This is a genomic window from Pseudomonas sp. KH_046_1 (assembly GCF_057839025.1).
Genome location: NZ_CM174481.1, coordinates 4,096,034 through 4,118,118 on the forward strand (window position 1 = coordinate 4,096,034; position 22,085 = coordinate 4,118,118).

The window sequence follows — 22,085 nt, forward strand, 5'->3', positions numbered from 1 at the left end:
CATCAACCCCGCACCGGCCAGGCCGGCTGTTGCTGGGTGATGCAATGCACACCGCCGCCGCCATGGGCCAGATGGTTGATCCGCACCGGCACCACTTCACGTCCGGGGAATGCCTGCGCCAGCACTTCGGCCGCAACCTTGTCGGCATCGATGCCATAGGCCGGCATGATGATCGCGCCGTTGGCGATGTAGAAGTTGGTGTAGGAAGCGCAGAACACTTCGGCCTCGGTGTCCACCGCGTCGCTGGCTTCATAGAGCTCGATCAGCTCGAACTGGCGGCCCTGGGCATCGGTGGCCAGTTCAAGAGCGCGACGGTTTTCCCGGGCGACTGCGGCGTACACAGAGTTCTGGTCGTGGATAGCGTCCACCAGCAACACGCCGGGGCGGGCAAAGGCGCACACGCCGTCGACGTGGCCGTCGGTCATGTCGCCGGTCACGTAGTCTGGGTCGCCCGGCAGCCAGATGGTTTTCTTCACGCCCAGCAGGCGGGTGAAGATCTCTTCGATCTCGGCCTTGGTCACGCCCGGGTTGCGATTGGGGTTGAGCAACACCGACTCGGTGGTGATCAGCGTGCCCTCGCCGTCCACGTGAATCGCGCCGCCCTCGTTGCTCAGTGCCGTGCCGAAACACTCCAGCCCCAAATGATTGAGCGCGCGGCGGGCCAGGCTTTCGTCCAGATCGTGGGCCGACTTGCCGCCCCAGGCGTTGAAGCGCCAGCTCACACCGGCCAGGCCTTGCTGCGGGTGGCAAACGAAGCTCGGGCCGGAGTCACGGCACCAACTGTCGTTGATCGCCAGTTCGATCAACTCGATGTTCGGCCCGCACAAGGCCTTGGCACTGGCGACGGCCGAAGGATCGACCACCAGCTTCACCGGTTCGAATCGGGCGATGGCATTGGCCACCCGGGCGAAGTCTTCTTGTACCTGTGGCAGTGTCACCCGCCAGCCTGACTCCCACAGGGTCTTGTTGTGCGGCCAGACCATCCAGGTGGCGGCGTGGGTGACCCATTCGGCCGGCATCGTCCAAGCGCTGTTTTGAATTACGTTCTGCTGCATGACAAGCACCTCTGAGTTAAGTCATTGTGTTCAATGAAAACGGCCTTGGCGGTCTTGGCATGCATGCTACGGCTGGTAAAACGGGTAAACAAACGATGGATTTTGCAGACAACTGATTAGAGGAACTTATTGATATGCTCAAACACTGGCCGCCCCTGAGCACCCTGCGCGGCTTCGAAGCCGCCGCCCGGCTGGGCAGTTTTCACAAGGCCGCCGATGAGTTGCACCTCACCCAATCGGCGATCAGCCAGCAGATCCGCAGCCTTGAGGCGTACCTGGAACAACCGCTGTTCCATCGCAGCGGGCGCAGCGTCAGCCTGACCGATGCCGGTCATGATCTGCTGAGCACCACCCAGGCGTTGTTGCAACAACTGGCGGTGGGCATTCGCCGGTTGGGGCAATACCAGAAACCCAATCAACTGGTGCTCAACACCACCCCGGCGTTCGCCCGGCACTGGTTGTTGCCGCGTCTGGGGGATTTCCGTCGCCAGCATCCGCAGGTCGACCTGTGGATTTTCAGCACCGATGAGGTACCAGACATGGCCAGCCAGACCATCGACCTGGCGGTGCGCGACGACATCGGTTCCCAGGCCGAATGCAGTTTCAAGGTACTGCACGCCGACCGCCTCTACCCGGCGTGTCACCCGAGCCTGTTGGCCGTGCCGGTGGAACAGCGCACCACCCTGCATGGCGAGCGGGAAATGGACTGGAGCCACTGGGCGGTGGAATCGGGTATTGATGTGGGGCAGATGGATCAGGGGCTGAACTTTTCCGATCCGGGTTTGCTGCTGGACGCAGCGTGCACCGGGCTGGGCATTGCGCTGGTGAGCCAGTTGCTGAGTCGGCAGGCGCGGGCCACCGGGCTGTTGCAGCCGATGGTGGAGCAAACCATCCGCGGCCCGAACTGGGCGCTACTGACCCACCGTGACAGCGAAAACATCGCGATGGCGCGGGCCTTCACCGAGTGGCTGGTCGACAATCTGGCGACCGACCCGCAGGCCACAGTGTGATTACCGCGCCGGGAAGGTTTGCAGGTAGGCCAGCAGGTCTTCGATTTTTTCCGGGTCGCTGAGGCCCCAGAAAATCATGCGGGTGCCGGGCACGACTTTCTTCGGCGCTTCGAGGTAGGCGATCAGGGTTTCGCGGTCCCATACCAGGTTGGCTGACATCATTGCATCGGAATACACGTAGTCCGTGGTGACGGCGGAGTGGCGACCGATCACGCCATTGAGCTGCGGGCCAAAGAAGGCACGAGCCGATTCACCGATCTGATGGCAGCCGCTGCAGAGGCGCTTGAACACTTTCTCCCCGGCCTGGACATCGCCCGCCGCAAAGGCAGGCGCGCTGAACAGGCCTGCGGTGAGTAGCGAAGCGAGGGTCAGGGCGGCGATTTTTTTCATGTTCCGTTTCCAGTCTGCGAGTGCTCGCTATTGGAACATGACAGCTGAGGATATCCAAAACGGTCAGGTGGACACCGCCCCCTGTGGGAGCGAGCTTGCTCGCGATAGCGATCTGTCAGGCACCTTTGATGTCGACTGACACTCCCTCATCGTCGGAACGCCGCCCGGAGCAAGCTCGCTCCCACAGGGGGTCTGTGTACTGGCTTATTTTTTGGTTCGGGAGGTATTGAGCTCAATGGCCGCCTGAATCAATGCCTTCAGTGCCTTTTCATCGATCAGCCCACCCTCGCGAATATCGATGGCACGCCGGGTATTGCCTTCAAGGCTTGCATTGAACAGCTTCGACGGATCATCCAGTGAAGCCCCCTTGGCGAAGGTCATCTTCACCACCTGCTTGTAAGTCTCGCCGGTGCAAATGATGCCGGCATGGGACCACACCGGCACACCCCACTTCCACTCTTCAATCACTTCGGGGTCGGCCTGGCGGATGATCTGGCGGACGCGGGCCAGGGTTTCGCCGCGCCAGTCGGCCAGTTCCCGGATTCGTTCGTCGATCAGCGCCGAGGCTTCGTTTGAGTCAACCTTGTCCGTTTTCATCACCGTTTCGACCCTCATCATGATGGTTGTGACCGATGAGGGTAGACGCTGCTCGAAGGTTTTCAGGAATCGCTGACTGACGGCACCTGGGGCACGGGGCGGGTTTTCACGGTGACGAACATTTTGATGCGGTCGCCGATTTCCTGGAGGGTATGGCGGAACGGGTCGTGTCTTTCGCTGGTGGTCGGGTCTTCGAAGCTCCAGACCATCACTTCAGCGGTAAACGGCATGCGTAAGGCCTCTTCGGAGGACTTGTCGCACAGGGTGATGACGTAGTCGAACGCCTGGCCTTCGAAATCCTCGAGGGACTTGCTGCGCAAGCCGCTGGCATCGACACCGATGTGATCGAGGGATTCGAACGTGCGCGGGTCGATCTCGCTGGCCTCGAGCCCGGCACTGAAGGCCTGGAAATCGGCAGGATCGATGTGGCGCAACAAGGCTTCGGCCATGGGTGAGCGGACATCATTTCGGGCGCAGACGAACAGCACGCGACGGGGGTCGGTCATGGTTTACCTCTGCTGGCTGGGTTTTAGTGTTTGCTCATCAATCCATGCAGCACGCCGAACCGCAAACCCGGTTCTGACGCAATCATATGCGTGATCCCGAACACCTTGAACGCGGCCAGCATCACCACCAGGCCGCCGGGCAAGATGCTCAGGCGATGGGTGGGCAAACCGGCCAGCTTGAGGTGTTTCACATGTTTGACCTCCAGCAGGCGCAACGACAGGCGCAACAGGCCTCCGTAGGTGATGCCGCTTTGGCCATCATCATTGAGGCCATTGGCCTTGAGCACCTTGGCCAGCATCCGCGCCGTCCCGGAGGAGCCGACCGCCTGTTGCCAGCCCATGGCGCGGTAACGCCGGGCAATGCGTTCGAATTGCACGGTGGCCGCGCGTTCGGCCTCCAGCAGCGCTTCGGCCACGATCCGCCCGCCGTGGAAGTAACGCGCACCGAAAGTGCCGCTGCCGATGGCAATGCTCTCGGTGACCAGCAGCTGGTCGCCACGGCCGATGATCATCTCCGTGGAGCCACCGCCGATATCCACCACCAGCCGCGTGGTTTGCGCCGGCAAGGTGTGGGCCACGCCGGCGTAGACCAGTTGCGCCTCTTCGTGACCGGAAATGACGTCGATGCGAAAGCCCAGGTGGCGTTCGGCACTGGCCAGGAACAACGGCGCGTTGTCCGCTTCGCGTACCGCGCTGGTGGCCACCGCCCGCACGCGCCCGGCCTCGAAACCGCGCAGTTTTTTGCCGAATCGCGCCAGCGCCTGCCAGCCCCGGTCCAGCGCCAACTCATCGAGTGCCCCGCCCTGCAGGCCTTCGGCCAAACGCACTGGTTCACGCAGGGTTTTCACTTCCTGGATGACCATCTGCTGGTTCCGTCTCACCGACTGGCCAATCATCAGGCGAAACGCATTGGAGCCCAGGTCGATGGCGGCAAACAGCGGGGCGTCTTTCATAGGGGGTTCCTTGCACATTCATCTGCCGGCGGACTGGCGGCCGTCGGGCACTCAAGACGGATTGCGAGGATCTTGCCATTGCTTCGATGACACCCAGATGACAGCGCCGGGAGATCTGACCCACACCACTATTAGTTGGCAGTCAGCGAACTACCGGCATCCTGATGAATGGCCATCAAGCCGTCATCGAATCGTCATGAAGCGGGCGGCATAATCAAGTCATTCAATGCGTGCTTTAACTTTCTGCTGCCAGTCCCGGCAGCTTTTTTTTTGCCTGAAATTCTGCTTACAGACACTCCTGCGCCGCACGCTCGAACGTCGACGGCACGAAGGTCGAAGCCAATAGCTTGCGCTCGTACAGGAACACCTTGCCGCCGTTCGAGGCTTTATAGGTTTCCAGCACATTGTCCGCCGCCACTTTGCTCGGGATGACGATGCGGTAGCTGCGCTGGGTCTGCGACACCGTTGGGTTGAGCGCATCGTGCTGCAACTTCGGCACCACGCAATGGGTGTACTCCTCGGGCGACTTGCTGGTCTGCAAGGTCATGGTCGGATTGTTCGGCGTGGCACAACCGGCCAGCAGCAGCGAGGCGAAGGCCAGGCTCGGGACAAAAACAGTGCGCATGAATCAGGTCCTGAATAGAAATCCACGGTGGATCGGGTTGCCCGCCGCTCAATGGACGTCGGGCTGATTAATTTGTTGTTGCGGTCAATCCGGCGGTTACCAGCGCCTTCAACGACGCATCGAACTGTTTCAGCGCGGTCAGTTGCAGGTCGCGTTGCTGTTCGATTTGCGCGGCAATCTCGGGCGCGGCCTTGTCATGCACCCACACCGACGGCAGTTGTTTTTCCACCGCGCCTTCGGCCTTGCCGATGTACTGCAGGTTGGCGTCGTAGAACCGCGCGGCGAAACGCGCCTCGACCCGGTCGTTACGCTGGGTCAGCAGTTGGTTGTGGGTATCGAGCATCACCACCACATCCGGATGGGCCTGCACCAGCGCATCGAGGTTGTCGTAGACCGTCACCGACACAAAGGTGTGGTGCAGCGAACCCATCAGCCAGTCGATGGCCAGGTCCGGGTCGGAACTGTTGACGAACGCCTGGCGAATCCGCGCGTCCAGTGCGTTCTTCGCACCGTTGACGGCCACCGAGTGGTATTGCTCAAGGTATTGCAGGTTTTCCACGGTGTTTTCGCTGTACAACACCCCGACCGTCTGCCCGTATTGCAGCCCGCCCTGGCTAGCGGTGATGGGCGACAGATGGCAGGTGCGTGCGTCTTCGGCAAAGGCCGATGCGGTGGATGCAACACTGCCCAGCAACAGGGCAATCACAGCCAGTCGGGTCAAGATCTTCATCGCGCAGGTTCCTTGAGCAGCGTGTTCAATGCCGGCGATTTTCCGCCTTTGCACAAAAAACAGAACTTGCGATTCTTGATGGTGACTATTGACTGAACCAATAGTGCAGCGGCGCCAGCGCATGCCTCTGCCGCAAACTTACCGGTCAATGTCGAACAAGCGGCTGTGCCGGGCGCCCACGGTTGATTACAGTGGCGACTGCCCTCAGAACCTGATCAAGGAACGAAACAATGGTGACCTGCTACCTGAAATACGTGCTCGATCCCTACCAGCTCGAAGCGTTCGAGCACTACGGCAAGTTGTGGATTCCCCTGGTGGAAAAATTCGGCGGCCAGCACCACGGCTACTTTTTGCCCTCGGAGGGCGCCAACAATATCGCCCTGGCGCTGTTCACCTTCCCCAGCCTGGCCACGTACGAGCATTACCGGCAGCAATCGATGAACGATCCTGAGTGCATCGCCGCGTTCAAGTACGCCGAAGAGAGGAAATTCATCCTCAGCTACGAGCGTTCATTCATGCGGCCGGTGTTTGGCGAACAGGATCGCTGAGTCAGTCTTTTTTCAGATCCAGGCAGTAGGTGTAGTAACCGGGGTCGCGCACCCAGCCCAGGGATTCATACAGGCGCTGGGCAGTGAGGTTGTCGGTGGCGGTTTCCAGGGTCATGCCTTTGCCGCCGGCCAGCTTCGCAAAATCCCGGGCGGTGTTCATCAGCAAGGTGCCGACGCCTTTGCCCCGGGCGGCAGGCGTGGTGAACAGATCACCGAGCAGCCAGGTGCGATGGGCATCGATCGAGGAAAAGGTCGGGAACAGCTGGACGAAGCCGAGGTTTTCGCCGTCGGTGTCCTGGGCAAGAAATATCACCGATTCATCCCGGGCGAGTCGTTCGGCGATGAAGGCGCGCGATTGCGAGAGGTTCGACGGCTGCTTGTAGAACATCCGGTAGGCGTCAAACAACGGGGCGATCTGGTCGATGTGCGATGCGTCGGCGCGCAGGGCCTGAATAGCCATGAGGGTGCTCCATTGGGGTCTCAAGGAATTACAGACTAGCAATGGCAGCTGAACAGCGAGGTAAAATTTTCTAAAAGCACCGAGATCCCTGTGGGAGCGAGCTTGCTCGCGATAGCGGTATTTCATTCAACATTGAAGTCGACTGATCCACCGCCATCGCGAGCAAGCTCGCTCCCACATTAGATTTCCACATTGGATTGTGGATTGCCGTCAGACGCGCACGTTACGCCCTGGCAAGGAGGTGCGCTGGCTACTCTCCCAGCCTTCGACCAGACCCACCGGCACATCCGCTGACGGCAACATCTGTGCGCCACGCACCAGATCGGAAGCCCGTTCAGCGAGCATGATGGTCGGCGCATTGAGGTTGCCGTTCGGCTCGGTCGGGAACACCGACGAATCGATCACCCGCAGACCGGCGATGCCACGCACGCGCAACTCGGAATCGACCACCGCCATGTCGTCCTCGCCCATGCGGCACGAACCGCATGGATGGTAGGTGCTTTCCAGGTTGTCGCGCACGAAGGCGTCGAGGTCTTCATCACTGGTCACCTGGGCGCCCGGGGCGATTTCGCCATCGCGGAAGCGGTCCATGGCTTTCTGGCCGATGATCTCGCGGGTCAGGCGAATACAGCGGCGGAAGCCTTCGCGGTCCTCTTCCCGCTCCAGATAGTTGAAGCGGATTTCCGGATGCTCGTACGGGTCGGCCGAGCGTACTCGCACATAGCCGCGACTTTTCGGCTTGTTCGGCCCGGTCAGCACCATGAAGCCATGGCCCTTGATCGGCTTGTTGCCGTCGTAGCGCATCGCTGCCGGCAGGAAGTGGAACTGGATGTCCGGCCAGCGCAGGCCCTTCTCGGAGCGGATGAAACCACCGGCCTCGAAGTGGTTGGTGGCGCCCAGGCCGTCCTTGAACAGCAGCCAGCGCAGACCGATCATCAGCTTGCTCAGCGGGTCCATCTTGTTGTTGAGGGTCACCGGCTCCTTGCAGCCGAACTGGATGTACACCTCGGCGTGATCCTGCAGGTTCTCCCCTACTCCCGGCAGGTCATGGCGTACGCCGATCCCGGCCTTGCGCAGGACGTCCGCCGGGCCGATGCCCGAGCGTTGCAGCAGGTGCGGCGAGCCGATCGGCCCGGACGAGATCAGCACTTCGCGGTTGCAATACACCTGGTGGGTCTGACCACCGTGGTCATACATGACCCCCACCGCCCGTTTGCCTTCAAGAATGATCTGGCGCGTCATCGCATGGGTGATCACCGTCAGGTTCGGACGGCCCATGGCCGGGCGCAGATAGGCGTTGGCCGTGGAGCAGCGCACGCCGTTCTTCACGGTCATGTGCATGGCGCCGAAACCTTCCTGCATGTAGCCGTTGCAGTCTTCGGTCTTGATGTAGCCCGCTTCCGCGCCGGCTTCGACCCAGGCACCGTACAGCGGGTTTTTCATGTGGTTGCCGTTGGTGGTGTGCAGCGGCCCGGTCTGCCCGCGATAGCTGTCGCCACCCGACTCATAGCTCTCGGCACGCTTGAAGTACGGCAGGCAGTTGCGATAGCCCCAGCCTTCGGCACCCAGGGATTCCCACTCGTCAAAGTCCAGCGCGTGACCACGGATGTACACCAGGCCGTTGATCGACGACGAACCGCCCAGCACCTTGCCCCGTGGGCAGTGAATGCGTCGGCCGTTGAGGTGGGTCTCCGGCTCGGTTTCGTAGCGCCAGTTGTACTTCTTGGTGTTCATCGGGATCGAGAATGCGCTCGGCATCTGGATCACTACGCTCTTGTCACTGCCGCCGAATTCCAGGACCAGCACCGAGGTGGCCGGGTCTTCGCTCAGGCGGTTGGCCAACACACAACCCGCCGAGCCTGCGCCAATGATGATGTAGTCGTATTTTTGCGTAGCCATGGTCATCTCCCGACCGTCGATTCAGTGAATACCGGCAGTGGCTGCTGTTTGTGGGTCAGCGTGTCGCCAGTGGTGTATTGCGGGGAGTTTTTCTCGATCTGCTGGATCACTGCCTCTTCGCGCTTGAGGTCGATCGAGCGGCTCAGCCAGTAGTACGCCACGCCCGACACGATCAGCCCGACCAGCCAGGCGATGTCGATGCTGCCCAGCGCCTTGGCGAGCGGGCCGACATACACCTCGCGCTGTTCAACGCCGTCGTAGATGTAGAAGAACGGGATCATCGAGATAAAACCGATGGCATAGGCGGCGATGCCGCGCAGTCCCCAGCTGCCGTAGATGTTGCCGTGGGGCATGAAGAAGTGCGGGATGGCGTAGCGGCCCTTGCGCACGAAGAAGTAGTCGGTGAGGTTGACCGAGGTCCAGGGCACCAGGAAGTACAGCATCACCACCAGGTAGATCCCCAGCACCGACAAGCCTTTGCCGGAACTCTGGATGCTCAGGGCCACGCCCAGTTGCAGCAGGATCACGAAGCCGATGGCCAGGATGCGTGCCTTGCGCGTTGGTTCGATGTGCTTGATCGAGTCGACGCAGGTCAGCGTGGTCAGCTTGGCGCTGTAGATGTTCATCGCGATCACCGGCAGGAACGCCAGGATGGTGACCACCACCACTGCCGTGCCCACCAGCGGCGACACGGTGTTGCCGACTTGCCCGAGGGCCACCAGCACGTCAGTGGTGTGCAGGTGATCGGCCAGCCAGCCACCCACGGAGATCATCCACGCACCGGACAGCGACGCCCCGAGGAACACCACGGCGATCAGCTTGCCGCTGGAGGTGTTTTTCGGCAGGTAGCGCGAATAGTCCGACACATAAGGCGCATAGGCGATGTTGTAGCTGGCGGCCGCCGCAAACTGCGCGATGAAACCGGTCCAGTTGAAACCCAGCGGCTCCCGGGCCACTTCGCCTTCCGCGAGTGCCGGCAGCACCGCATCCGGCACCCAGCCCATCACCACCGCCACGGTCACCAGGCCATACAGTGGCAGCGACAGGTACAACGCCCATTTGAAGCTGCGGTGCATCCAGTCATGGCCGAGAATCGCCAGCACCGCCGCCGGTATGGTCACCGCCACCGCGATCACCGCCGGGTTGAACCCGAACAGCGTATGCAGCCCTTGCATCATCAGCACCAGGTTGACGATGTTGAAGCCGGCGAACACGAACAGCGTTGCGAGCAGTACCAGGATCACCCCGCGATAGCCGAACTGTGCACGGGACTGGATCATTTGCGGCAGGCCGAGGTGCGGGCCCTGGGAGCCGTGGAACGCCATGAACAGTGTGCCGAACATGATGCCCAGCGTGCCGGCCAGCGTGGTCCACAGCGCGGTCAGGCCGACGCTTGGGCCGACGAAGCCGATGGTCATGGTGAAGAAGGTGAAATTGCCGAGGAACCAGAACGGGCCCTGACTGGCCAGCTTGTCGGTGCGCTCGTTTTCGGGGATGAAGTCAATCGAATGCCCCTCGACGACGGATTTTTCGTCGAGGCTGGACACGCTCGTGGCGGACTTGGCGTTAGTGTTCATGATGGACTCTTATTGTTGGAAGATCATGACGAGATAACCGCGTTCTTTCGGGTGAACGACTCCCCTGTGGCGAGGGCCACAGGTCCAGTGATACCCGTGCCTACCTGGCGTTGTTGCAGATGCCTTATTGAAAGATGCAAAACCTGTGGGAGCGAGCTTGCTCGCGATAGCGGAGGGTCAGGCAACACAGATGTTGAATGTGCAACCGTCATCGCGAGCAAGCTCGCTCCCACAGGGATTGCATTGTTCCTTGTCTTAACTGATCAGCATCAGCTTGGCAGTGTGATCCACACCGCCTTGGTTTCGAGCAGGTAGTCGAGCTGCTCGGCGCCCAGGTCCTTGCCGAATCCGGACTGTTTGTAGCCACCGAACGGCATCGACGGGTCGAGGGTGCCGTGGGCGTTGACGTAGACCGAACCTGCTTTCAAGCGTGGAATCAGGCTGTGCACCTTGCCCAGGTCGTTGGAATACAGTGCCGCCGCCAGGCCGTAGGGCGAGTCGTTGGCCAGGGCCAGCGCGTCTTCTTCATCGTCGAACGGTGCGGTGACCAGCACCGGGCCGAAGATCTCTTCCTGGACAATGCGCATGTCATTGCGGCAATTGGCGAAGATGGTCGGCTCGACGAAAAAGCCAGGGCCATCGATCGGTTGACCGCCGTAGACCAGTTCGGCGCCTTCAGCCTTGCCCGTTTCGATGTACTCGGTCACACGCTGCTTTTGCAGGGCCGAAACCAGCGGACCGATGAAGCAGTCAGGATCCAGGCCCGGGGCGATTTTCAGGGTGCGCGTATAGGCGATCAGTTCACGCAGGAATTCGTCGTAGACACTGCTATGAATATAGGCCCGTGTACCGGCGTCGCATACCTGCCCGGAGTTGAAAAACACGCCATTGGCGACCGCTTGGGCGGCGGCCGGGATGTCGGCGTCGGCGCAGACGATGACCGGTGATTTACCACCGAGTTCGAGGGTCAGGCGCTTCATGTCATCCAGCGCTGCGCGGCCGACAGTCTGGCCGACCGGGGTCGAGCCGGTGAAGGTCAGTTTGTCGATGCCCGGGTGGGTGGCCATGGCCGCACCGACCACGCTGCCGCGCCCGGTGACGATGTTGATCACGCCGTCAGGGATGCCCGCTTCCTGCACCAGTTCAGCGAAACGCAGGGCCGACAGCGAAGTCAGTTCGGCGGGCTTGACCACCACGGTGCAACCGGTGGCCAGCGCCGCGCCGAGCTTCCAGGCCATGGTTTGCAGCGGGAAGTTCCACGGCACGATGGCGCCGACTACGCCCACCGCTTCCTTGCGGGTATAGGCCAGGTAATTGCCCGGCAGCGAAGGTTCGACGGTACGGCCGTGCAGCTTGGTGGCCCAGCCGGCGAAGTAACGCAGGGTATCCACGGTGCCCTGGATGTCCACGTCCTTGGCGAAGGCAACCGATTTGCCCATGTCGATGGATTCGATTTCCGCCAGCTCCGCGGCGTTCTGCTCGATCAGGTCGGCCAGGCGCTGCATCATGCGCTCGCGTTCGGCCGGTTTGGCCTGGCGCCAGGCGCCGCCGTCGAACTGGGCGCGGGCGGCTTGCACGGCGCGGTCGAGGTCATCGGTGGTGCCCATGGGAATGCGGGTGATCAGGCCTTCGGTCGAAGGTTCGATCACATCGGAGGTCTGGCCATCGCTGGCTTCGACCCAGGCGCCGCCGATGAACATTTTCTGGACCTTGCCGAGGAAGGTCTGGGTGGCTTCGCTGACGCCGAATTTTTGCAGGTAACTTTTGACGATCGTGTCCATTTTTATTCTCTCTGCCCGGCAGTCAGAGCCTGCCGGGTCACTGGTTTCGATGATCAGGCTGATGCGGTTTCGCTCTCGGCGGCCGCCCGCACCTTGCCACGCTCGTGGAAGATGAAACCGATGCTGTTGAGCAGCAGTTGCGCGGCCAGGATCGAGGTCATGCCGGTCGGGTCGTAGACCGGTGCCACTTCCACCAGGTCCATGCCGACGATGTTGCCTTTGCTGCGCTTGGCCAGGGCCTGGATGATTTCCAGCACTTCGTAGTAGAGGAAGCCGCCGTGGCTCGGGGTGCCGGTACCGGGGGCGATGGACGGGTCGAAACCGTCGATGTCGATGGTGATGTAGTAGTTGATGTTCTGCGGGATCAGCGCCAAAACACCTTCGACGCCAAGGCGACGCACGTCACGCACCGAGAGGATTTTCGAACCGGCTTCATGGGCCGCTTCGTAGTCATCGCGGTTGGACGACGACACGTTGCGGATGCCCATCTGGGTCATGCCGACGATGTGGTTCATTTCCGAAGCACGGCGCAGCGGGTTGCCGTGGCCGTAGCGAACACCGTGGCGTTCGTCGACGAAATCCAGGTGCGCATCGAAGTGAATGATGTGGATCGGGCCGCGGCCTTCGAAGGCCTTGATCACTGGTGCGTGCACCGAGTGGTCGCCACCGAGTACCACCGGCATCACGCCGGCGTCGAGGATCTTGCGTACGGCGTATTCGGTGTTCTTGTTGCTGGTGGCCATGTCGGTGTGGACGATGTCGGCATCACCGACGTCGACCATGCGCACGTCCGATGCAGTGAGGTACATCACGTCATCTTCGTGGTCGTAGGCGCCAGCGTGGCCGAAGGAAAACAGCGTCGATGCTTCGCGAATCCCGCGTGGTCCGAAGCGTGCGCCGGAGCGCCACTGGGTGCCCATGTCGTTGGGCACGCCGAGCACCGCGACGTCGGCATCCAGTGCATCCCAATCGGTGCACACCGGGGATTTGCCAAAGGTGCAATGACCCACGAATGGCAGGTTCAGGCGACCGGATTCATAACCGTTGTTCGACATTTCTAGCCTCTCCACTTCTTGTTATCGGCTTGACGGACTGCAAGGCGACCGCCGTTGGAAAGACTATGGGCGCAGGTTTTCGTGGAAAAAATGCTAAACATCAGATACTCATATCGGTATTCCCGATGCATCCCCATGCCGGAGGTCCAAGATGATCCAGCTGCACGATGTCGACCTGAAACTGCTCAGGGTGTTTGCCACGATTGTCCGCTGCGGCGGCTTCTCCGCCGCGCAGGCGGCGCTCAATGCCGGGCAGTCGACCATCAGCGAACAGATGACCCACCTGGAAACCCGCCTCGGGGTCAAACTCTGCCAGCGCGGGCGCAGCGGCTTTCGCCTGACCGAACAAGGCGTAGCGATTCATGAAGCCACCCAGCGCCTGCTGTCGGCGGTGGAAAACTTCTGCATGGACGCCGACGTGCTCAAGCAGCACATCAGCGGCAAGCTCAACCTGGGGATCATCGACACCACGATCACCGACCCCGACTCGCCGATCCCGCGCACCACCCAGCGCTTCGTTTCACGGGGCCATGACGTGCACCTGAACGTGTACGTCGGCACCCCGGCGGAACTCGAAGAGCGGGTGCTCGACGGTCGCCTGCACCTGGCCATCGGGCACTTTCCGATCCATGTGCCTGGGTTACTGCAATCACCGCTGTACCAGGAAGCCCTGGGCTTGTATTGCGGGCGGCGTCACCCGTTGTACGGCAGCCACGCCGAAGGTGAGGAGCTGCTCGAAGAAGTCGCTGCCGGGCGGATCGTCGTGCGCGGCTACATGCAGCAATACGACCTCGAACACCTGGGCGTGAGCAAGGCGGCCGCCACCGTGGACAACATCGAAGCCACGGCGATCCTGATCATTTCCGGCGCCTACCTGGGTTTTCTGCCTGAGCACTTCGCCGCCCAATGGGTCAAGAGCGGCGAGATGCACCAACTCGCGCCGGCTAGCCTGCGCCTGAAGTCGCCGTTCGACGTGATCACCCGACGCGGCACGGCACCGCCACCGATCCTCCAGGCGTTCCTCGAGGACCTGGCCGCCAGCACCCGTAAAACCGGCAAGCCGTGATGTGACACTCGCCAAATTCAAATTTTGCCGGGCATACTGATTCGGTTCGCCAACCTTGCAGGCCCGTCATGCGTATCCACGTCACCTTCATCGACCGCGTCGGCATCACCCAGGAAGTGCTGGCCCTGCTCGGTGGTCGCAGTTTCAACCTGGACGCCGTGGAGATGGTGCCGCCGAACGTCTACATCGATGCGCCGACCCTCGGCGCCGAGGTGCTGGAGGAGTTGCGCGAGGCGCTTTTCGACGTGCGCGGCGTTCAAGCGGTGACCATGGTCGACATCCTTCCGGGACAACGCCGGCGCCTGCAACTGGACGCGTTGTTGGCAGCCAGTTCCGACCCGGTGCTGGCGGTGGATGACCGCGGCCATGTACTGCTGGCCAACCCGGCGCTGATCGCCCTCTGCGGCCGCGAACCGGCTGGTGAATCGCTGACCGCACTGTTCGACGATGCCGATTTGCAACGCACCTTGATCGCTCAGCATTTCCGCCTGCCGATGCACGAGGTCAGCCTCGGCGGCCAGACGTTGCTGCTCGACGCGATGCCGATCACCGACGCTGGCGCCCTGCTCACCCTGTATCAACCCAATCGCATTGGCGAACGCCTGTCGGCGCTGCACCATGACCATGCCGAAGGTTTCGATGCGCTGCTCGGCGAATCGCCGCCGATCCGTGCGCTGAAGGCGCGTGCGCAACGGGTAGCGGCCCTTGATGCGCCGCTCTTGATCCAGGGTGAAACCGGCACCGGCAAGGAGCTGGTGGCCCGCGCCTGCCATGCCATCAGCCCACGGCACGATGCGCCGTTTCTGGCGTTGAACTGCGCGGCACTGCCGGAGAGCCTGGCCGAAAGCGAGCTGTTCGGCTACGCCCCCGGCGCCTTCACCGGCGCGCAACGGGGCGGCAAGCTCGGCCTGCTGGAACTGGCCGACCAGGGCACGGTGTTCCTCGATGAAGTGGGGGAAATGTCGCCCTATCTGCAAGCCAAGTTGCTGCGGTTCCTGAGCGATGGTTGCTTCCGTCGGGTCGGTGGCGACAAAGAGGTCCGGGTCAATGTGCGGGTGCTCAGTGCGACCCACCGCGACCTGGAAAAAATGGTCGCCGAAGGACGGTTTCGCGAAGACCTGTTCTACCGCCTCAACGTGCTCAACCTGCAAGTGCCGCCGCTGCGCGAACGCGGTCACGACATCCTGCTGATGGCCAATCACTTCATGCAACAGGCCTGCGCGCAGATCCAGCGACCGCCGTGTCGTTTGGCACCGAGCACCTTCAGCGCCCTGCTCGGCAACCGCTGGCCGGGCAACGTGCGGCAACTGCAAAACGTGATTTTCCGGGCGGCGGCGATTTGCGAAAACCCGCTGGTGGACATCGACGACCTGGACATTGCGCGCACGGCGGTAGAGCGGCAAAACGACGGCGAAGTCGGCAGCCTGGAAGAAGCGGTTGGCGACTTTGAGAAGAACCTGCTGGAACAGCTGTATCGCAGCTATCCGTCCAGCCGGTTGCTGGCGGCGCGGTTGCAGACGTCCCATAGCGCCATCGCGATTCGGTTGCGCAAATACGGGATTCCCGCAAAGCCCTGAGTGATCTGTCGGAACACATTGTCACCGACAACACATTCCCCTGTGGGAGCGAGCTTGCTCGCGATGAGGCCGTGTCAGTCGATATCAATTTTGCCTGTCACACCGCAATCGCGAGCAAGCTCGCTCCCACAGGGGATCAGTGGTGTTGCTGAATTTTTCGTCTGCAAATCGATACAGCGTAGCGAAATCAAGACAAAACCCTTCCCACCCGCATTTACGGCGTCTGCGCCCACAGCCCTGCTTGTCTGTATTGATTTTAATACGGATGGAATCTCTCGCACTTAATAAAATCACATCAAGCCATTGATTTAAAACAACTAATCAACCTTGGCACCGCCCTTGCTATCACTCCTGCAACCCCGCTCGTCGCCCCGCCACGAGCCTTAAAACAATAAGGAGTTGATATGAGCCAATTGCGTTTTACCGTCGATCACGAATGGTTGCGCCTCGAGAGCAATGGCCTGGTCACCGTCGGCATCACGGCGTTTGCCCAGCAAGCGCTGGGGGATGTGGTGTTCGTTCAGGTGCCTGAACTGGGCGCCTTCGATGCAGGCGCTGAAGTGTCGGTGCTGGAATCGGTGAAAGCCGCCAGCAGTATCGGCATGCCGCTGGATGGTGAAGTGGTCGAGATCAACGCGACGCTGGAGAGCACCCCGGAACTGGTCAACGAAGACCCATTGGGCGAAGGCTGGTTCTTTCGCTTCAAACCGGTCGATGCCCTGGCGTTGAGCGATCTACTGGATCAAGACGCCTATGAACGCCTGACCGCAGAACACGCCGACGCTTGAAGCCCAACCCTTCCACACAAGGACCACACTATGTTCAGCAAGCACGACCAGATCAAAGGCTATGACGACGAACTGCTGGCGGCGATGAACGCCGAGGATGCGCGGCAGGAACACCATATCGAACTGATCGCCTCGGAAAACTACACCAGCCAGCGGGTGATGGAGGCACAAGGCAGCGGCCTGACCAACAAGTACGCCGAAGGGTATCCGGGCAAGCGTTACTACGGCGGCTGCGAGCACGTCGATGTGGTCGAGCAACTGGCCATCGACCGCGCCAAGCAACTGTTCGGCGCCGACTATGCCAACGTCCAGCCGCACTCCGGCAGCCAGGCCAACGCGGCGGTTTATCTGGCGTTGCTGCAAGCCGGCGACACCGTGCTGGGCATGAGCCTGGCCCACGGCGGTCACCTGACCCACGGCGCCAAGGTGAGTTTTTCCGGCAAGCTGTACAACGCCGTGCAGTACGGCATTGACACCACCACGGGCCTGATCGACTACGACGAAGTCGAACGCCTGGCGGTCGAGCACAAGCCGAAGATGATCATCGCCGGGTTCTCCGCTTACTCCAAAACCCTGGACTTCCCGCGCTTCCGCCAGATCGCCGATAAGGTCGGCGCGTACTTCTTCGTCGACATGGCCCACGTCGCCGGGCTGGTAGCCACCGGTCTGTACCCGAACCCGCTGCCCTACGCTGACGTGGTGACCACCACCACCCACAAGACCCTGCGCGGTCCACGTGGCGGTTTGATCCTGGCCAAGGCCAATCCTGAACTTGAGAAAAAGCTCAACGCCGCGGTGTTCCCTGGTGGTCAGGGTGGGCCGTTGATGCACGTGATCGCTGCCAAGGCCGTGTGTTTCAAGGAAGCGCTGGAGCCAGCGTTCAAGACTTATCAGGCGCAAGTGATCCGCAACGCCCAGGCCATGGCGCAGGTCTTCATTGAGCGCGGTTATGACGTGGTGTCCGGCGGTACCGACAACCATCTGTTTCTGGTCAGCCTGATCCGCCAGGGCCTGACCGGCAAGGACGCCGACGCCGCCCTCGGTCGCGCCGGCATCACCGTGAACAAGAACGCCGTGCCCAACGATCCGCAATCGCCGTTCGTGACCTCCGGTTTGCGCATCGGCACGCCGGCGATCACCAGTCGTGGCTTCAAGGAAGCGCAGAGCATTGCGTTGGCGGGCTGGATTTGCGACATCCTCGATCATCTGGGCGATGCCGATATCGAGGCCAATGTTGCACGGCAGGCTGCAGCGCTTTGTGCCGATTTCCCGGTCTACCGCGACTGAACAAACACGACAAAACCATATGGAAAAAACCCTGTGGGAGCGAGCTTGCTCGCGATGGGGCCATTACATTCAGCATTGATGTTGAATGAAAGTCCGCCATCGCGAGCAAGCTCGCTCCCACAGGGTCTCCCACAGGTTCAGTACCCTGCTGCACAAGGAAAGCATCATGAATGCCATTGTCGAATCGACCGGCAAGAGCCCGGCGAAAGTAGAGGTCGGCACCAAACTGCGCGGCGCGGAAAAGGTCGCGCGGATCCCGGTGAAGATCATTCCCACGGATGAATTCCCGCGCAAACCCGACTGGATTCGCGTGCGCATGCCGATCTCTCCCGAGGTCGACCGGATCAAGCAACTGCTGCGCAAGCACAAGCTGCACAGTGTCTGCGAAGAAGCCTCGTGCCCGAACCTCGGTGAATGTTTCTCCGGTGGCACCGCGACCTTCATGATCATGGGCGACATCTGCACCCGTCGCTGTCCGTTCTGCGATGTCGGCCATGGCCGGCCCAAGCCGCTGGACGCCAACGAGCCGATGAACCTGGCCGTGGCCATCGCCGAGCTGCGCCTGAAGTACGTGGTGATCACCTCGGTGGACCGCGACGACTTGCGCGACGGCGGCGCCCAACACTTTGTCGATTGCCTGCGCGAGATCCGCAAGCTGTCGCCCGGCATTCAATTGGAAACCCTGGTGCCGGATTATCGCGGGCGCATGGACGTCGCGTTGGCAATCACTGCCAATGAGCCACCGGATGTGTTCAACCACAACCTGGAAACCGTACCGCGCCTGTACAAGGCCGCGAGGCCGGGTTCGGACTTCGAGTGGTCGCTGGACCTGCTGCAGAAATTCAAGCAGTCGGTGCCCCATGTGCCGACCAAATCCGGCCTGATGCTGGGCCTTGGCGAAACCGACGAGGAAGTCATCGAAGTCATGCAGCGCATGCGCGAGCACGACATCGACATGCTGACCCTCGGCCAATACCTGCAACCCTCGCGCAGTCACTTGCCGGTGCAGCGCTTCGTGCATCCGGACACCTTTGCCTGGTTCGCCGAGGAAGGCATGCGCATGGGCTTCAAGAACGTGGCGTCCGGGCCGCTGGTGCGTTCGTCCTATCACGCCGATCAACAACTTCATGGAGGTACAGCCGGTTTCAAGCCATGATGAGGTGACTGGTCATGCATGGAGCCGCTCCCGATGTTTCGTTCACCCTGTCTATTGTTGCTGTGCCTGAGTCTTGCCACGCCGTGCATGGCCGACGAGTCGAAACCCGGGCACATGGTGTATGTGCGCAGCGTCGACCCGGGCATCGAGCAGGACATCCGCTACGCCAGCGCGCACAACTTCACCGGACACCCGCTCGACGGCTACCAGGCGGCGGAGTGCCTGCTGTCGGAGGACGCTGCAAAGGCATTAGCCCGAGTGCAAAGCTCACTGAAAGCCGAAGGCTACGGCTTGAAAGTATTCGACTGTTATCGCCCGACCCGCGCAGTGGCGGACATGGGCCGCTTCGCCACCGAACCCGGCGACCCGCTCAAGACCGAGTTCTATCCTCGGGTCGACAAGCAGGATTTCTGGCGCCTGGGTTACGTGGCCCGGGTGTCCAATCATTCCCGGGGCAACACCGTAGACCTGACGATGACCGGCCCCGACGCCCTGCCCGCCGACACCTGGTCGCCTTCAGTCACGCCTGTGGATTGCACCGCCCCGTACGGCCAGCGCTGGCGCGACGGCGCGCTCGACATGGGCACCGGTTTCGATTGCTTCGATGAGCGGGCCCACACTGACTCGGCGCTGATCAACGCCACGGCCAAAGCCCATCGCCAGCGACTGACCAGTGCCATGACCAAGGAAGGTTTTGTGGGTTATTCGGCCGAGTGGTGGCACTTCACGTACAGCGGGAATCCGCAGAAGCCAGACGTCATGGATTTCCCCATCACGCCGCTTGCACCATGAACATTCTGCTCAAGACCCTGTTGGTGGGATTTTTTCCGCTGGCCGCAATGGCCCAGGGACTCGACGGCAGCGACCAACTGATCGTTGTCACCAGTAAAGGCTGGGATGACATCCAGGGTACTGCCCAGCGCTATGAACGGCACGGGCAGACCTTGCAGAAATTCGAAGCGCCCTTTGCAGTGGTGCTCGGCAAGAACGGCATGGGCTGGGGCAAGGGGCTGCTCGATATCGGGCAACCTGAAGGACCGGTCAAACAGGAAGGCGATGGCAAGGCACCGGCCGGAATGTTCAAGCTGGGCACGGCGTTTGGCTATGAGCCTTCGGCCGACACCCGCCTGCCCTATCTGTCGCTGACGCCGACCATCGAATGCGTGGATGACAGCCAGTCCACGCGTTACAACGAACTGGTCGACGGAGCAGTCGTCGAAAAAGGCTGGAGCAGCTCCGAACGGATGCGCCGCTCGGATGAGCTGTACCACCAAGGCATCGTCATCCAGCACAACACCCCGGCCTCTCCCGCTGCCGGCTCGTGCATTTTCTTCCACATCTGGCGCGGCCCTGCGGCGCCGACCCGTGGCTGTACGGCCATGGACCCGGCGAATATCGCGCGGTTGTTCGACTGGCTGGACCCGGGCAAATCCCCGGTGCTGGTGCAACTGCCTGAAGTGCAGTACGAGCAGTTGCGTGAGCACTGGAAACTGCCTGAGCTTTGATCAATCAAGAACAACACCAAACCTGTGGCGAGGGAGCTTGCTCCCGCTGGGGCGCGACGCGGCCCCAAAAGATGGGACTGCTGTGCAGTCCAGCGGGAGCAAGCTCCCTCGCCACAAAAGCTGGTATTAACCCCGCTCAACCACCACAGCACTCATCGACGGCTTGGCCAGCGCGTAATAGATCACACCCGGCACCAGCAGCCCGACGATCCATGAAATATCCACGCCGCCCAGTTGCGCAACCATCGGCCCGGAGTAGAAATGGGTGTCGACAAAGGGCAACTGGATCAACACGCCGATCACATAGACGCTGATCCCCAGCACGTTCCAGCGACCGTAGCGCCCATTCGGGTCGGACAATGCAGGAATGTCGTAACGCTCCTTGTTGATGAAGTAGTAATCCACCAGGTTGATCGCGCTCCACGGGGTGAAGAACGTCAGCAAAAACAGGATGAAGTACTTGAACGAGTTGAGGAACGAGTACTGCCCCAGCAATGCCAGCGCGGTGGACGCCGCGACGATCAGCAGCACAAACAGCATGCGCTGGCGGGCGGTGATTTCCAGGCGACGACGGAAGCCACTGATGATGGTGGCGATGCACATGAAACTGCCGTAGGCGTTGAGAGTGGACACCGTGACCTTGCCGAACACAATGCTCAGGTACAGCAAGGACGCGATCACACCGCTACTGCCCAGGCCGACAATGGTCGCCACTTCGTGTCCACGGAAATTCGCCCCGGCCAGTGCGGCGGCGAACACCCCCAGCACCATCGAAGTCTGGGCCCCCAGCACTGTGCCGAGGCCCACGGCGGTGAAGGTTTTCCACGATGACGTCTTGCTCGGCAGGTAGCGCGAGTAGTCCGCCACGTAGGGGCCGAAGGCGATCTGCCAGGACGCCGAGAGCGACACCGCCAGCAGGAAGGTGCTCCAGCCAAAATGACGATTGTCGAGCAGCAGGCCGATGTCGTTGAGGGTCATCAACCGGGTGAACAGGTAGGCGAAGGCGATGATGCCCAGCACGCTGGTCACCCGCCCGACCAGGTGAATCACCCGATAGCCGAAGATCGTCAGGAACGCGATGCACGCTGCGAAAATCAGGATGCCGGCACTGTCGCTGACACTGATCAGCTGCGCGATTGCCTGCCCCGATAACACCGCGCCGGTGGCGCTGAAACCCAGGTACATCAGACACACCAGGACAATCGGGATCGCCGCGCCATACACCCCGAACTGCACTCGGCTGGAGATCATCTGCGGTAAGCCGAGCTTCGGCCCTTGCGCTGCGTGCAGCGCCACCACGGCACCGCCGAGCACTTGCCCGATCAGCAAGCCGATCAGCGACCAGAACACATCGCCGCCCAGCACCACGGCCAGGGCGCCGGTGACGATGGCGGTGATTTGCAGGTTGGCGCCGAGCCACAGGGTGAACTGGCTGTAGAGACTGCCGTGTCGCTCAGCCTCGGGAATGAAATCGATCGAGCGGGTCTCGATCAGGGGACTGCGTTGCGCACTCATGACGG

22 protein-coding genes are annotated in these 22,085 nt (G+C 61.5%); 9 read left to right on the forward strand and 13 right to left on the reverse strand.

Annotated features, from left to right (window positions below):
- Window positions 1–2: 2 nt before the first annotated feature.
- The gene (locus AC3IT9_RS18860) at window positions 3–1,055 is read right to left on the reverse strand and encodes an agmatine deiminase family protein (protein WP_489270701.1); all 1,053 of its coding nucleotides are present in this window, start codon (window positions 1,053–1,055) and stop codon (window positions 3–5) included.
- A 134-nt stretch (window positions 1,056–1,189) separates the two neighbouring features.
- On the opposite strand from AC3IT9_RS18860, the gene AC3IT9_RS18865 reads away from it, so the two are divergent.
- Window positions 1,190–2,065 (forward strand): LysR substrate-binding domain-containing protein, encoded by an 876-nt coding sequence (locus tag AC3IT9_RS18865; protein WP_489270703.1) that lies wholly within the window; start codon window positions 1,190–1,192, stop codon window positions 2,063–2,065.
- On the opposite strand, the gene AC3IT9_RS18870 is transcribed toward AC3IT9_RS18865, so the two are convergent.
- From AC3IT9_RS18870 to AC3IT9_RS18895, 6 genes are all read right to left on the reverse strand, one after another.
- Window positions 2,066–2,455, reverse strand: coding sequence for a c-type cytochrome (locus AC3IT9_RS18870; protein WP_489270704.1), 390 nt, complete (start codon window positions 2,453–2,455; stop codon window positions 2,066–2,068).
- Window positions 2,456–2,659: 204 nt separating this feature from the next.
- Window positions 2,660–3,052 (reverse strand): DUF1801 domain-containing protein, encoded by a 393-nt coding sequence (locus tag AC3IT9_RS18875; protein WP_489270705.1) that lies wholly within the window; start codon window positions 3,050–3,052, stop codon window positions 2,660–2,662.
- Window positions 3,053–3,114: 62 nt separating this feature from the next.
- The gene (locus AC3IT9_RS18880) at window positions 3,115–3,558 is read right to left on the reverse strand and encodes an arsenate reductase ArsC (protein WP_489270706.1); all 444 of its coding nucleotides are present in this window, start codon (window positions 3,556–3,558) and stop codon (window positions 3,115–3,117) included.
- Between the two features lie 23 nt (window positions 3,559–3,581).
- Window positions 3,582–4,511, reverse strand: coding sequence for a Ppx/GppA phosphatase family protein (locus AC3IT9_RS18885; protein ID WP_489270707.1), 930 nt, complete (start codon window positions 4,509–4,511; stop codon window positions 3,582–3,584).
- 286 nt (window positions 4,512–4,797) lie between these two features.
- Window positions 4,798–5,136: a hypothetical protein gene (locus AC3IT9_RS18890; RefSeq protein ID WP_489270708.1), complete on the reverse strand. Its 339-nt coding sequence runs from the start codon at window positions 5,134–5,136 to the stop codon at window positions 4,798–4,800.
- A 67-nt stretch (window positions 5,137–5,203) separates the two neighbouring features.
- Window positions 5,204–5,866 (reverse strand): ATPase, encoded by a 663-nt coding sequence (locus AC3IT9_RS18895; RefSeq protein ID WP_489270709.1) that lies wholly within the window; start codon window positions 5,864–5,866, stop codon window positions 5,204–5,206.
- Window positions 5,867–6,096: 230 nt separating this feature from the next.
- Here AC3IT9_RS18895 and AC3IT9_RS18900 point away from each other — a divergent pair, with 230 nt between their 5' ends.
- Window positions 6,097–6,414, forward strand: coding sequence for an NIPSNAP family protein (locus AC3IT9_RS18900; protein WP_150753132.1), 318 nt, complete (start codon window positions 6,097–6,099; stop codon window positions 6,412–6,414).
- A gap of 1 nt (window position 6,415) precedes the next feature.
- Here the strand turns inward: AC3IT9_RS18900 and AC3IT9_RS18905 are convergent, their stop codons facing one another.
- The 5 genes from AC3IT9_RS18905 to speB form a co-directional block, all read right to left on the reverse strand.
- A complete protein-coding gene (locus AC3IT9_RS18905) occupies window positions 6,416–6,874 on the reverse strand; it encodes a GNAT family N-acetyltransferase (protein WP_489270710.1) in 459 nt (152 codons plus the stop codon).
- Between the two features lie 210 nt (window positions 6,875–7,084).
- Window positions 7,085–8,773 carry a choline dehydrogenase gene (gene betA / locus AC3IT9_RS18910; RefSeq protein WP_056723862.1) on the reverse strand — a complete coding sequence of 563 codons (1,689 nt, stop codon included), beginning with the start codon at window positions 8,771–8,773 and terminating at the stop codon, window positions 7,085–7,087.
- Window positions 8,774–8,775: 2 nt separating this feature from the next.
- On the reverse strand, window positions 8,776–10,350 hold the full coding sequence (locus AC3IT9_RS18915) for a purine-cytosine permease family protein (protein ID WP_150753134.1): 1,575 nt from the start codon (window positions 10,348–10,350) through the stop codon (window positions 8,776–8,778).
- Window positions 10,351–10,619: 269 nt separating this feature from the next.
- Window positions 10,620–12,131, reverse strand: coding sequence for an aldehyde dehydrogenase family protein (locus AC3IT9_RS18920; protein WP_150758906.1), 1,512 nt, complete (start codon window positions 12,129–12,131; stop codon window positions 10,620–10,622).
- Between the two features lie 53 nt (window positions 12,132–12,184).
- Window positions 12,185–13,186 (reverse strand): agmatinase, encoded by a 1,002-nt coding sequence (gene speB / locus AC3IT9_RS18925; protein WP_057714206.1) that lies wholly within the window; start codon window positions 13,184–13,186, stop codon window positions 12,185–12,187.
- Window positions 13,187–13,337: 151 nt separating this feature from the next.
- Between speB and AC3IT9_RS18930 the strand changes: the two genes are divergently transcribed.
- From AC3IT9_RS18930 to AC3IT9_RS18960, 7 genes are all read left to right on the forward strand, one after another.
- Window positions 13,338–14,252, forward strand: a complete 915-nt coding sequence (locus tag AC3IT9_RS18930) for a LysR family transcriptional regulator (protein ID WP_150725973.1) — start codon at window positions 13,338–13,340, stop codon at window positions 14,250–14,252.
- Between the two features lie 68 nt (window positions 14,253–14,320).
- Window positions 14,321–15,829, forward strand: a complete 1,509-nt coding sequence (locus tag AC3IT9_RS18935) for a sigma-54-dependent transcriptional regulator (RefSeq protein WP_150671676.1) — start codon at window positions 14,321–14,323, stop codon at window positions 15,827–15,829.
- Window positions 15,830–16,233: 404 nt separating this feature from the next.
- On the forward strand, window positions 16,234–16,617 hold the full coding sequence (gene gcvH, locus AC3IT9_RS18940; protein WP_150725972.1) for a glycine cleavage system protein GcvH: 384 nt from the start codon (window positions 16,234–16,236) through the stop codon (window positions 16,615–16,617).
- A gap of 30 nt (window positions 16,618–16,647) precedes the next feature.
- Window positions 16,648–17,904, forward strand: a complete 1,257-nt coding sequence (gene glyA, locus AC3IT9_RS18945) for a serine hydroxymethyltransferase (RefSeq protein WP_150725971.1) — start codon at window positions 16,648–16,650, stop codon at window positions 17,902–17,904.
- A gap of 166 nt (window positions 17,905–18,070) precedes the next feature.
- A complete protein-coding gene (gene lipA / locus AC3IT9_RS18950) occupies window positions 18,071–19,060 on the forward strand; it encodes a lipoyl synthase (RefSeq protein ID WP_489270711.1) in 990 nt (329 codons plus the stop codon).
- A gap of 33 nt (window positions 19,061–19,093) precedes the next feature.
- Window positions 19,094–19,852, forward strand: coding sequence for a M15 family metallopeptidase (locus AC3IT9_RS18955; RefSeq protein ID WP_489270712.1), 759 nt, complete (start codon window positions 19,094–19,096; stop codon window positions 19,850–19,852).
- Window positions 19,849–20,565 carry a L,D-transpeptidase family protein gene (locus AC3IT9_RS18960; protein WP_489270713.1) on the forward strand — a complete coding sequence of 239 codons (717 nt, stop codon included), beginning with the start codon at window positions 19,849–19,851 and terminating at the stop codon, window positions 20,563–20,565. The genes AC3IT9_RS18955 and AC3IT9_RS18960 overlap by 4 nt, the downstream gene beginning before the upstream one ends.
- Before the next feature lie 126 nt (window positions 20,566–20,691).
- On the opposite strand, the gene AC3IT9_RS18965 is transcribed toward AC3IT9_RS18960, so the two are convergent.
- Window positions 20,692–22,080 carry a purine-cytosine permease family protein gene (locus AC3IT9_RS18965; protein ID WP_150755599.1) on the reverse strand — a complete coding sequence of 463 codons (1,389 nt, stop codon included), beginning with the start codon at window positions 22,078–22,080 and terminating at the stop codon, window positions 20,692–20,694.
- Between the last annotated feature and the right edge of the window lie 5 nt (window positions 22,081–22,085).

Coding starts and splice junctions, on each gene's coding strand:
- AC3IT9_RS18860 (WP_489270701.1), bottom strand. CDS start 1,055: ATGCAGCAGAACGTAATTCAAAACAGCGCTTGGACGATGCCGGCCGAA.
- AC3IT9_RS18865 (WP_489270703.1), top strand. CDS start 1,190: ATGCTCAAACACTGGCCGCCCCTGAGCACCCTGCGCGGCTTCGAAGCC.
- AC3IT9_RS18870 (WP_489270704.1), bottom strand. CDS start 2,455: ATGAAAAAAATCGCCGCCCTGACCCTCGCTTCGCTACTCACCGCAGGC.
- AC3IT9_RS18875 (WP_489270705.1), bottom strand. CDS start 3,052: ATGAAAACGGACAAGGTTGACTCAAACGAAGCCTCGGCGCTGATCGAC.
- AC3IT9_RS18880 (WP_489270706.1), bottom strand. CDS start 3,558: ATGACCGACCCCCGTCGCGTGCTGTTCGTCTGCGCCCGAAATGATGTC.
- AC3IT9_RS18885 (WP_489270707.1), bottom strand. CDS start 4,511: ATGAAAGACGCCCCGCTGTTTGCCGCCATCGACCTGGGCTCCAATGCG.
- AC3IT9_RS18890 (WP_489270708.1), bottom strand. CDS start 5,136: ATGCGCACTGTTTTTGTCCCGAGCCTGGCCTTCGCCTCGCTGCTGCTG.
- AC3IT9_RS18895 (WP_489270709.1), bottom strand. CDS start 5,866: ATGAAGATCTTGACCCGACTGGCTGTGATTGCCCTGTTGCTGGGCAGT.
- AC3IT9_RS18900 (WP_150753132.1), top strand. CDS start 6,097: ATGGTGACCTGCTACCTGAAATACGTGCTCGATCCCTACCAGCTCGAA.
- AC3IT9_RS18905 (WP_489270710.1), bottom strand. CDS start 6,874: ATGGCTATTCAGGCCCTGCGCGCCGACGCATCGCACATCGACCAGATC.
- betA (WP_056723862.1), bottom strand. CDS start 8,773: ATGGCTACGCAAAAATACGACTACATCATCATTGGCGCAGGCTCGGCG.
- AC3IT9_RS18915 (WP_150753134.1), bottom strand. CDS start 10,350: ATGAACACTAACGCCAAGTCCGCCACGAGCGTGTCCAGCCTCGACGAA.
- AC3IT9_RS18920 (WP_150758906.1), bottom strand. CDS start 12,131: ATGGACACGATCGTCAAAAGTTACCTGCAAAAATTCGGCGTCAGCGAA.
- speB (WP_057714206.1), bottom strand. CDS start 13,186: ATGTCGAACAACGGTTATGAATCCGGTCGCCTGAACCTGCCATTCGTG.
- AC3IT9_RS18930 (WP_150725973.1), top strand. CDS start 13,338: ATGATCCAGCTGCACGATGTCGACCTGAAACTGCTCAGGGTGTTTGCC.
- AC3IT9_RS18935 (WP_150671676.1), top strand. CDS start 14,321: ATGCGTATCCACGTCACCTTCATCGACCGCGTCGGCATCACCCAGGAA.
- gcvH (WP_150725972.1), top strand. CDS start 16,234: ATGAGCCAATTGCGTTTTACCGTCGATCACGAATGGTTGCGCCTCGAG.
- glyA (WP_150725971.1), top strand. CDS start 16,648: ATGTTCAGCAAGCACGACCAGATCAAAGGCTATGACGACGAACTGCTG.
- lipA (WP_489270711.1), top strand. CDS start 18,071: ATGAATGCCATTGTCGAATCGACCGGCAAGAGCCCGGCGAAAGTAGAG.
- AC3IT9_RS18955 (WP_489270712.1), top strand. CDS start 19,094: ATGTTTCGTTCACCCTGTCTATTGTTGCTGTGCCTGAGTCTTGCCACG.
- AC3IT9_RS18960 (WP_489270713.1), top strand. CDS start 19,849: ATGAACATTCTGCTCAAGACCCTGTTGGTGGGATTTTTTCCGCTGGCC.
- AC3IT9_RS18965 (WP_150755599.1), bottom strand. CDS start 22,080: ATGAGTGCGCAACGCAGTCCCCTGATCGAGACCCGCTCGATCGATTTC.